At 45.5% G+C, this 11,368-nt stretch carries 10 protein-coding genes; all 10 read left to right on the plus strand.

What is annotated here, in order from left to right:
* Positions 1–7: 7 nt before the first annotated feature.
* Entirely contained in the window at positions 8–1,318 is a 1,311-nt protein-coding gene (gene obgE / locus GJB61_RS24935; protein ID WP_154121725.1) for a GTPase ObgE, read from the plus strand.
* Between the two features lie 220 nt (positions 1,319–1,538).
* On the plus strand, positions 1,539–2,714 hold the full coding sequence (locus GJB61_RS24940; RefSeq protein WP_154121726.1) for an SPFH domain-containing protein: 1,176 nt from the start codon (positions 1,539–1,541) through the stop codon (positions 2,712–2,714).
* A gap of 11 nt (positions 2,715–2,725) precedes the next feature.
* On the plus strand, positions 2,726–3,472 hold the full coding sequence (locus tag GJB61_RS24945; protein WP_154121727.1) for a hypothetical protein: 747 nt from the start codon (positions 2,726–2,728) through the stop codon (positions 3,470–3,472).
* Positions 3,473–3,487: 15 nt separating this feature from the next.
* The gene (locus GJB61_RS24950; RefSeq protein ID WP_154121728.1) at positions 3,488–4,258 is read left to right on the plus strand and encodes a hypothetical protein; all 771 of its coding nucleotides are present in this window, start codon (positions 3,488–3,490) and stop codon (positions 4,256–4,258) included.
* Between the two features lie 96 nt (positions 4,259–4,354).
* Positions 4,355–4,792, plus strand: coding sequence for an ACT domain-containing protein (locus tag GJB61_RS24955; RefSeq protein ID WP_239714969.1), 438 nt, complete (start codon positions 4,355–4,357; stop codon positions 4,790–4,792).
* A gap of 114 nt (positions 4,793–4,906) precedes the next feature.
* Positions 4,907–6,193: a homoserine dehydrogenase gene (locus GJB61_RS24960; RefSeq protein WP_154121730.1), complete on the plus strand. Its 1,287-nt coding sequence runs from the start codon at positions 4,907–4,909 to the stop codon at positions 6,191–6,193.
* 49 nt (positions 6,194–6,242) lie between these two features.
* Positions 6,243–7,223, plus strand: coding sequence for a homoserine kinase (gene thrB, locus GJB61_RS24965; RefSeq protein ID WP_154121731.1), 981 nt, complete (start codon positions 6,243–6,245; stop codon positions 7,221–7,223).
* Positions 7,220–8,107 carry a prephenate dehydratase gene (gene pheA / locus GJB61_RS24970; protein ID WP_154121732.1) on the plus strand — a complete coding sequence of 296 codons (888 nt, stop codon included), beginning with the start codon at positions 7,220–7,222 and terminating at the stop codon, positions 8,105–8,107. The genes thrB and pheA overlap by 4 nt, the downstream gene beginning before the upstream one ends.
* Before the next feature lie 4 nt (positions 8,108–8,111).
* Positions 8,112–8,993: a branched-chain-amino-acid transaminase gene (gene ilvE / locus GJB61_RS24975; protein WP_154121733.1), complete on the plus strand. Its 882-nt coding sequence runs from the start codon at positions 8,112–8,114 to the stop codon at positions 8,991–8,993.
* 325 nt (positions 8,994–9,318) lie between these two features.
* A complete protein-coding gene (locus tag GJB61_RS24980; RefSeq protein ID WP_154121734.1) occupies positions 9,319–10,857 on the plus strand; it encodes a LysM peptidoglycan-binding domain-containing protein in 1,539 nt (512 codons plus the stop codon).
* Positions 10,858–11,368 lie beyond the last annotated feature (511 nt).

Here is an 11,368-nt window from a genome sequence, read left to right on the forward strand (position 1 = left end):
AACATCGATGTTCGTAGATAAAGCTAAGATTTATGTTAAAGGTGGTAACGGTGGGGATGGACTAGTAGCGTTCCGCCGTGCGAAATTTGTGCCAGAAGGTGGTCCTGCTGGTGGTGACGGAGGCCGTGGCGGCGACGTCATCTTCAAAGTAGATGAAGGACTGCGCACGCTGATGGATTTTCGTTATCAGCGCCACTTCAAAGCTGAACGTGGAGTCAAGGGTCGCAACAAAAGTATGCATGGAGCCAATGCCGAGCACATGATCGTGCGTATCCCGCCGGGAACTATACTGATCGATGATGATACCGGAGAGATTATTGCTGACATGACTCGTCATGGCCAATATGTAGTTGTCGCTCGTGGCGGACGGGGCGGACGGGGTAACACCCGCTTTGCGACAGCTTCCAATACAGCGCCTGAACTGGCTGAGAATGGTGAAGAAGGCCAGGAACGTTATATTGTTATGGAACTGAAGGTAATGGCTGATGTGGGGCTTGTAGGGTTCCCTAGTGTAGGTAAATCCACACTGCTCTCTGTGGTATCAGCAGCCACTCCCAAAATCGGAGCTTATCACTTCACAACGATCACTCCGAATCTAGGAGTAGTGGATGTAGGAGATGGTCGGAGCTTTGTGATGGCCGATCTGCCAGGCTTGATCGAGGGCGCTTCTGAAGGTGTTGGCCTTGGCCATGAATTCTTGCGTCATGTAGAGCGCACGCGCATTATTATCCATGTCGTGGACATGTCTGGCTCCGAGGGACGTGATCCTTTCGATGATTGGGTAATGATTAATGAAGAGCTGAAACAATATAATGCCAATCTGATCAACCGCCCGCAGATTGTGGCGGCGAACAAGATGGATATGCCGGAAGCAGAGGACAATCTAGCTTCTTTCCGCGAACGTGTTGCTGAACTGCGGCCGGATATAGAAGTTCTGCCTATTTCTTCGCTTACCCGTCAGGGCATACAAGAGCTGTTATACCGTGCAACGGATATTCTCGACAACATTCCAGTTGCTCCAATCGTTGAAGATGTTGCAGAAACCACTGAGCGGAAGGTATATAAGCTGGAAGCGGAAGAGGATGACTCCTTTACGATTACACGTGATAACGATGCATTCGTTGTCAGCAGCCCTCGCATTGAGCGGATGCTGAAGCGGATGCAGCTGCACACACATGATGCGATTCTGAAGCTGGCCCGCACATTGCGTCATATGGGTGTAGATGCAGAGCTGCGCAAACGTGGCGCCGTGGAAGGTACTATTGTCCGCATTGCTGATTTTGAGTTTGAGTTTGTAGAAAATAGCAGCTACTATTAATAATTAGCTTAAATCTGAAGCGTCGACTATGTTTTTCCTGATGAAGGATAACATAGTGACGCTTTTTTTGTTTTTAATGCCTGCAAATCTAAAAAAATTTCGCAGAAAGAACCCAAACAAGACCTGAATCGTATACAATAAATAACGAAAAAGCACTTATTCCCCATTAATAAACCGATATATTCTACATACCTATGATCACGAAAGAAGGAATAGGCAGATGGCCATAATTGAAGTAGTGAAGTATGACGGTCCTCCAGGTGTGTTCGCATGGAAATATCCCAATCAGGAGCTTGGGACTTGGACCCAACTTATAGTTAATGAATCCCAAGAAGCAATTCTATTCAAGGGCGGACAAGCGCTTGATTCTTTTGCCGCAGGAAGACACACGCTTAGTACAGCAAATATACCGGTGTTATCCAACATTATTAATTTACCCTTTGGGGGCAAATCGCCGTTTACAGCAGAAGTATGGTATGTGAACAAAATGAACTCCATGAATGTCAAATGGGGAACAAGCACACCACTGCAACTGCAAGACCCTAAATATAATATGATGATTGCAGTCCGTTCTTTTGGACAATTTGGAGTTAGGGTTGAGGACCCCCGTAAATTTTTACTGCAGTTGGTGGGAACCCTCCCTTTGTTTGATCAGGATACACTTGTTAATTATTTCCGTGGCCTGCTGATGTCTAATATTAATGAGCTAATTTCTTCTTACCTTGTGCACAAAAAAATAAGCATTTTGGAGATCAATGCTTACGTAGCGGAAATATCGAAGCATATTCAAGGGCGGCTGGCTCAGACCTTTCTGGACAATGGCCTAGAACTGAATAATTTTTATATCGACTCAATCAATATTCCGGATAATGATCCAGCAACGATCCGTTTGAAGGAAGCGCTGGCCAAAAAGGCGGAGATGGACATCATTGGCTTCACCTATCAGCAGGAACGCAGCTTCGATACCATGGAAGAAGCTGCGGGCAACCCTGGAAATCTGGGAGTGGGTATGATGAATACCGGGATGGGTCTCGGAATGGGACTTGGATTCGCCGGACCAGCGGTGGACATGGTAAACCGGATGACTAGAGGTTCAACTTTTGATACGGGCTCTTCACCGACAGTCAAAGAGACCAAAGTATGCTCCAAATGCGGCGTTCTTAATTCGGCTGATGCACGGTTTTGCTGTGGCTGCGGGCATAATCTCCAATCCGCACAACCGGAGGAACCTACTGTGGACAAAACGACTTGCCACGAATGTGGATTTGTACTGGTTTCTGAGGCCAAATTTTGCCCTAACTGCGGAACAAGTTTGATCCTAAAATGTGGAGGCTGCGGGCATGAACTGAAACCCGGACAGAAATTTTGCGCCGAATGCGGAACGAAGGCAGGCTGAAGGAGGGCTTCATGAACAATAGGAAAACATATGTTAGTCTCATCACCGTTATTTATGCCGCAGTAATAATCGTGACTGTATTTTCTTTTTTTGGATTGGGTTTCTCTGAATCACTCTTGCGATTCGTAATTTCTTTGGCGGCAGTTTTGTTTGCGGAGAGTGTAGTCTATGGTTACAGCATCTTCTGGCAACGAGTCACCGTCCGAATAAGTCAAACTTCCCCGGTTATGATCAGTGGAGCTTTCATCACAGTTAGTTACGTGGTTGCTGTGCTTGTATCGGCAATTGTCTTCGATTGGCTGCTGGAAATACCGCCATTGTGGTATGCTGCGCTGCAGTTGCTGATTGTGGTTGTCGGAGCAGCTAGTCTTGCAGCAACTGGCCTCTATGGCTGGAATGCAGGAGCGCAGGAGAAGAAGGCAAGAGAGTCTACACGGGGTCTTCGCCAGCATCAGCAGGCGCTCGCAGAGATTTGCATAATGGCTCGGTCCTGGAAACATTCGGAGAATAAGCAGCTTGTAGAGCTGATTGATTCATTGGAAGAAAAATTCAAGTACAGTGATCCAGTATCGAACTCTTCCTTATTCGCTACTGAGGACATGCTAAACCAGCAAATCTCCTTGTTACATGACCATGTGGAACTGCTGTTAGCTGTGAATGAGCCTCGGGCTGATTGGGAAGTTGAGACTAAAGAATTAGTAGATAGCATCGCTGCTACACTTCAGCGACGGAACAGGGAGCTGTTGGTACTTAAATAGGGGGAACTAGACAGAATGAACAGATTGAATGCACAAGAGCCACCGCCGTGGCAGGAGGGCCATCCAGCAGCTTATATGCCCAAATATGACAGGACAGCTTTTGACTATATTATCATCGTAGCAGCTTATTTGCTAATGCCTATAGGCCTTGTACTTGCTTTGTTACGTTTACTGAGCACTCATTATAAGAACTTTCGTAAAGCTTCAAACTTAAACCTTATAGCCCATGTATTTATAGGTGGCTTTGTTGAATTAAGTGTCATATTTGTGGGGTCGTGGATAGCGGAACAGAATGACTTAGGAATAACTATACTTATTCTATTCACGTTTGCGCTTATACTTCTGCTGCCAGCCTTCTTTTTCGGGTCCTGGGCGACAAGAGAAAGATTCAAGTTCGCGCAGCTTACGAATCTATACGTTGGCCTTATTATAAATAATGGGATCAATCACATAGGTAGCCTCTCCGAACATACAAGTCAAAGTGAAAGCGATGTCCGCCGAGATTTACTCTATCTCAAGAGCAGAGGGGTGCTTGCGCCGCAGGTTATTTTTAGTGAAGGTAGGCAAGAGACAGAGCAGCTTGGAGGAGTATCAAATCCTGAACATGCTGGGAGGACATCCGGTTTCGAAGGAGCGGAAAGATTGCAGCCAAGAGGGCATCAAGCGCAGACTCCAGCTCAGTTGCCGAAGTCAATAAACTGCTCAGGCTGTGGGGCTCAGAATACAGTTCAGCCGGGCCAATCTAAGGCTTGTGACTACTGTGGTACCACTATACCTTACAGTTGATTTGGATAGAAGCAGGATTAGTTATTGCTTTTTACAGCCATAATCCCTTATAATGTCCACTATGAAAACACAAAAGTCTTTGAGGAGAGGACGTTCGTGAAAGAACGCTATTATTTGGTCCGTGAGGACATATTGCCTGATGCTGTACTCAAGACAATGCAAGTAAAACAATTGCTTGAGGCTGGGGATGCGAAGACGGTACATGAAGGTGTAGAACAGGTGGGTTTAAGCCGCAGTGCTTTTTATAAATATAAGGATGGGATACACCTGATCCATCAGTTGGAGCGGGAACGGATTGTTACGATCTCGCTTGATTTGGAGCATGAATCCGGTATGTTGTCTAAGGTACTGGGAGTAGTCGCGATCCATGGTGCAAATGTGCTCACTATTAATCAGAGTATTCCGCTGCAGGGACGGGCGAATGTGGTGATCTCTGTGGAAATTTCACATTTGAATGAAGAGCTTGGGGATTTGCTTGACGGTCTGAAAGAGATTTCAGGAGTGAAGCGTGCCTTGATCGTTGGTCAGGGTTAGTAATTCAGTGAGGCAGAAGCTCACAAAACTAAGCCCATGCTTTCGAAGTAGTTTTGTACGAAGTAACACAGTGATGCGGAAGCTCACAAAACTTTTAGGAGGATGCAGATACAGATGAAGCCGGTCAAAGTTGGATTATTAGGTCTGGGTACAGTGGGTACGGGCGTAGTCCGTATCGTGGAAGGAAATCAGGAGGATCTGAGCAGTCAAGTCGGATCTCCAATCATTATTCAGCGCATTGCTGTGAAGAATTTGGAGAAACCTCGGGATATTGAAGTGGATCCCTCCAAAATCACCACTGATCCGTGGGAAGTTATCCGAGATCCTGAAATCGATGTAATCGTCGAAGTAATGGGTGGAATTGAAGGGACGAAGGAGTATATTCTTGAGGCTCTGGAGCGCGGCAAACACATCGTAACTGCCAATAAGGACCTGATGGCTCTACATGGTTCCGAGATTTTGGCGAAGGCACAGGAGAAGCAGTGTGATGTATTCTATGAGGCCAGTGTAGCTGGGGGAATTCCGATTATCCGCACACTCATCGAAGGTTTCTCATCGGATAAGATCATGAAGATTATGGGAATTGTAAATGGAACGACCAATTACATATTGACAAAAATGAGCCAAGAAGGCGCGACCTATAGCGATGCGTTAAAGGAAGCTCAGGAGCTGGGATATGCAGAATCTGATCCAACCTCCGACGTTGAGGGGTTGGATGCCGCTCGCAAAATGGCGATTCTGGGTACCCTCGGCTTTCGCACTAACGTTGAGCTGCGAGATGTGAGTGTGAGTGGCATCTCTGGAGTCAGCAAAGAGGATATAGCTTTTGCGAAGCGCCTTGGGTATGAAATGAAGCTGCTTGGTATCGCAGAACGCCAGGACGAGGAATTCAGCATCAGCGTTCAGCCAACCATGATCCGGGCGAGTCACCCGATTGCTTCAGTCAACGGAGTATTCAACGCAGTTTATGTGTACGGTGAGGCAGTAGGGGAGACAATGTTCTACGGTGCAGGTGCAGGTGCAATGCCTACGGCAACCTCTATCGTAGCTGATCTGGTAGCTGTCATTAAGAACCTTAAGCTGGGCGTTAACGGATTAAAGCATATCGTGCCTTACAAACAGAAGAAGCTAAAAAGCGACGAAGAAATATTTTTCAAAAACTTTCTTCTGCTGTACGTTGATGATAAAGCGGGAGTGCTCGCTAAGATTACGCAAGTATTCGCAGAATACGATGTCAGTCTTGATTCCGTCGTTCAGCAAGCCAACAAGAATAATCCTAACGCAGAGATTATTATTGTTACGCATGATGCCAGCAAAGCGAGTATGAATAAAGTACTGCGGCATTTTGAAGAACTGAAGGTAATCCACCGTATTAAGAGCCACTACCGCGTAGAAGGATAAATGAGCAAGAGTTATTCCGCAAAATAAGAATAAGGAGATCGCACCTGTTATGAGTAATTATGGAAGGTCAAGGGTTAAAGTGCCTGCTAGTACTGCTAATCTCGGCCCGGGCTTCGATACACTCGGCATGGCTTTATCCCTTTATGCCTGGATTGAGATGGAGGAGGCACCAGAAACTGTATTTCATTTATACGGGGACGAGATGAAGGGGTTGGCTCAGGATAAAAGCAACCTGCTCTATCAGGTGGCCCAAATGGTATTTGCAGAAGCTGGCGTTTGCGTGCCAGAGCTATCAATCTCGATGTATTCGGAGATTCCACTTACGCGCGGTCTCGGCAGCAGTGCTTCTGCAATTGTCGGAGGTATGGCAGCGGCTAATGCGATGATAGGTTCACCCCTGGATAATGCTAAATTATTCAATATGGCTACTGCTCTAGAGAAACATCCTGATAACGTAGGTGCTTCTTTGTTCGGAGGGATTATCACCGCTGTATGGGATGGTGAGCGTGCCGATTATATCAGGCTTGAGCCGCCGGATGCAATAGAGGTTCTCGTGGTTATACCCGACTTTGAACTTTCAACGACTAAAGCGCGAGAGGCCCTTCCTACAGAGGTTACGGTAAGTGATGCTGTTTATAATATCAGTCGTACTTCATTGCTGACTGCAGCATTGGCCTCCGGCCGTCTTGATCTCATTGGTAGGGCAATGCAGGATCGCCTGCATCAGCCGTATCGTGCACCTCTTGTGCCCGGAATGCAACAACTGCTGGTCGAGGCTCCGAAGCATGGAGCTCTGGGTATTGCGCTTAGCGGTGCAGGTCCTACGCTGCTATGCTTGGTTGATCGGCATGAGGTCCGGAAGTTGGAGCTTGAGACTTTTCTGAAAGAAACGATGCAAGAACATGGCATATCGGCCCGTACATGCTGGCTGCCACCTTGTACCTCAGGCGTTACTACAGAACTGTTTGAAAGAAACGGGATGCAAAATGAATCATTTTTGGATATGATAAAAGGAGAATTACGGTTATGAAATCAATAGCGGTATTGCCGCAGGGTTCAGTTTCTCATGAAGCGCTGCTGTATTTATTTGGCGGTGAGCCTGTGAAGGTAGTGCATCATAAACTTATTTCTGACGTTTTTCTCTCCACGGCGAATGGTACAACCGACTATAGTGTTATTCCGATTGAGAATACAATAGAAGGCTCTGTTAGCCTGCATATTGATTGGCTCATCAATGAAGTGAATTTGCCGATGCAGACAGAGTGGATTTTTCCATCGATCCAGAATCTGATTAGTAATCCCTTGGAATTCACGGATAGTGAGGGTAACAAGGACTTCACTGCTATGGTGAAGATCCTCTCACATCCTGTTGCAATGGCCCAATGCGGGCAATATATCCGTGAACACGCACCTTGGGCTGAACTCGAATCTGCCGGAAGTACTTCTGAAGCTGTGGAAATTGTTAAGAGTAATCCTGGCAAAGGGTGGGCCGCAATTGGCACAGCTCTAGGGGCCGCTACGCATGGGCTGGAAATTGTTGATCGGCAGATTACGGACCACAATAACAATTACACGCGATTTGTGCTTGTGGGGCCGCAGAAGCTGGAGCTTGCCAGAGTTAGTAGTGGGGATAAGACAAGCATTCTTGTAACATTGCCGGAGGATTTTCCAGGTGCGCTGCATCAGGTGCTTGCGGCGTTTGCTTGGCGGAGGCTGAATTTATCACGTATTGAGTCACGGCCAACGAAGAAGAAACTGGGTACTTATTATTTCTATATTGATGTGGTGGAACCGATAGAGTCTATTCTGCTGCCGGGAGCTATTGAGGAGATCAAAGCTTTAGGCTGTCAGGTACGGATTCTGGGTTCGTATCCAACATACACCTATGAGGAAGAGAAAGCGGAGGTGCAGTAAGTTCATGGCTGAACAATGGATCTATCTGGATGGACAACACGTAACAAAGGAAAATGCAAAGGTATCCGTTTTTGATCACGGTTTTTTGTATGGTGACGGTATTTTTGAAGGCATCCGGATCTATAATGGCAACATTTTTAAATGCGACGAACATTTGGACCGGCTGTATGATTCAGCAAAGTCGATTCAATTGGAAATTCCGCTGTCCTACGAAGATATGCGAGAAGCTATGGCAGAAACCATTCGCCTGAATGATATGCGAAACGGATATATTAGACTAATTGTGTCCCGTGGTCCTGGTAACTTAGGACTTGATCCGCGCCGCTGTCCAACGGCCAGTGTGATCATTATCGTGGAGCAACTAGCTATCTATCCGGAAGAAGCTTATATAAATGGTTTGAAGGCAGTTTCCGTATCTCAACGACGCAATCTTCCGGATGCACTTAATCCGAAGATCAAATCACTTAACTATCTTAATAATATTCTAGTCAAGATCCAGTCCAATCTGGCAGAAGCGGACGAAGCAATCATGATGAATGCTCAGGGCTATGTTACTGAAGGATCTGGAGACAACATCTTTATCATTAAAAAGGGTGTTGTATTTACCCCTCCTTGCTATCTTGGAGCACTTGAAGGCATTACGCGGATGGCCATTATGGAACTGTGTGAGAAACTGGGTCTAAAACTCAAAGAAGAACCGTTCACAATGCATGATGTATATATTGCCGACGAGGTGTTTTTTACTGGAACGGCAGCCGAAGTTATTGCAGCCAGAGAAATTGATGGACGAATTATTGGCGAAGGCCATGCAGGCCCGATCACCCTAAGACTGCTCGAAGAGTTCCGCAACGTTGTTGATAAAGATGGCTACAAGGTTTGGGGTTAATCAGTACAAGTACACTAAGGCTTCGATGCCGAACATTGAATAGCGCCTCGAATACACACCGAAATCCTTTCATGCATGCATGAAAGGAACACCGAATACTAACGGAAATCCTTTCATGCAAGTCATGAAAGGATTTTTTTTGTTCCAAGGATGTCAATCGCCCATGGGCTGCATAAGATGTAGTAACGAAGGAGGCGGCTCTATCGCATATAACTATGCAAGAAGCAATACTCCACAAAATAAGGGAGATGCTTTCGAAGCCAGTTTTGTTGCGTAGCTGTGAAGAAAGTAATACTCCACAAAACTTATAGGAGGTTAATGCTGCGTGAAAATACACATTGTCAAAACAGGCGATACATTATATCTATTATCGCAAAAGTATGGGGTGCCGCTGGAAAAAATAATTGAGGCCAACCCACAAATCAGTAACCCAAATGTGCTGGCTATAGGTGACAAGGTCAAAATACCTGCGGCGCCTGTACCGGTACCTGACAACAGTGAAGTTTACTACAAGCACACAGTCAAACAAGGAGATACCTTATGGAAATTGTCCAAGGCATGGGGAATTCCTCTGAAGGAAATGATTGAAGCTAATCCGCAGTTGAAGAATCCAAATGCTTTAATGACGGGGGAAGTAGTCAATATTCCTAAAAAAACAACATCAGCACCGGTTCAGTCCGGAGACCTACCATCTAATGCTTCTAATGCAGCTAATAATGCCGACAAAACACAAATTGGCGGTAAGACTTATACTGGTCCTAAGGTGGAACCTGCGGCAACAGTCACTCCAGCACCAATTCCGGCACCTGTTAATATGCCGAAGCCAACACCGAATGTAGCTGCGGAGGTTGCTCCTCCTCCTGCGCCCGTTCCTCTTCCCAATAAGCCAGCTGAAGTTTCTCCGGTTCATGAGAAGATGATAACGGAAACACAGAGCTTATACGTACAAATTTCTGTACCTGCACAAGAAGCGATGTCCCATCATACAATGCCCAAAGCTGAGGTCCAACCATTATCATTTATGGAACCCAAGGCAACCCCGTGCAACAAAACTGCTGGATATCCTGGGCTGACGGAAAATCCGAACTTCTACGATTGCCCGCCCACTTATCCATTTTATGAGCCTCTTTCTAATATGAATATCAATATGGCTCCTAACTTTATGCAGCCGGCATTTTATGCACCGGATTGCATGCCACCTTACTACTATCCAGAAAATATCCATCCGATGAATAATGTTCCCGCATCGTGGCATACAAACGCTGTTCCTAACTATACCGAAGCGTTGGGTATGAATCCGAATAGCGAGTATCCTGCATATGTAAGTCCGCAGTATACAGGACAGTCGCCTAACTTGCCTTGGCCATCCTGTGGATGCGGAGGAAACGCTCAACTCCAGCCATATTCTTATGAGATGCCTATGTATAATAATTTTCCTGGGTATACACAACCTAATGCTTATTCTCCTTTTGGAGTTAGCATGCCTCAGATGCCTAATCAGGGATTAGTTCCCACAGATCCTCTAGGTGCATTCGGGGGAGCAGCAATTTCAAATATCCCTCCATATCCTCAGTATCCTGGTATTGATAATTATGGTCAGCATAATCGTGTACCTGAAATTCAAGAACCGGAACCTATCGTACGGGATATTCAGCAGATTGCAGGAGGAGGTACTTCCGAGCCAGTCGCATTGGAAGGTAACATCAAGGGGAAAAGTAGTGGGCCAAACAATAAAGGACCCAAGGCGAAAACCTCAAGTCAGAAAAGTAAATCAAGCAACGCCACATCCAAATCTCAACGGTCTAACCAAAGTAAGCAAACCCACGCTACCAAAAGAAGTCGTAATCCATGGATATCCAATTAAAAAATTTATAAGATGAGCAAGTATACTTCCTATATATAGGGATTGTATCTACGATACAATCCCTATATGCTTTTACTAAGCACGGTAAGCACTGCGGCGGATATAAAGGTAATTATCAGGTACAAAGAACTATTTTATAAAATGGTAAATTTTGAGGTTGTTTTATAATAGCTAATTATGTTATATTATAAATCCAGTCGCGAACGGAACTATTAATTCGCTGGCAGGATTTAATAATCCGATCAGTATTGCAATAACGCAAAAAAATAAGTGTTGCATTACACCGGAGAACATGATATATTATAAGAGTTGCTGGTGAGACATTAAATGCCGACAACGAGAACTTGATCTTTGAAAACTGAACAACGAGTGAGTGGGATTTTGCGAAAGTAAAATCCAAAAGAAGATGAGTTTCACGGCATTTATGCTGAGTGAACTTGTCGGTTAGAGAATGTAAATTCTCGTCAGATGTTTCAAAATGAGCAATCGCTCTTTTCAATACAAATTGGAG

Source organism: Paenibacillus monticola, assembly GCF_009664975.1.
GTDB classification, from domain to species: domain Bacteria; phylum Bacillota; class Bacilli; order Paenibacillales; family Paenibacillaceae; genus Paenibacillus_AQ; species Paenibacillus_AQ monticola.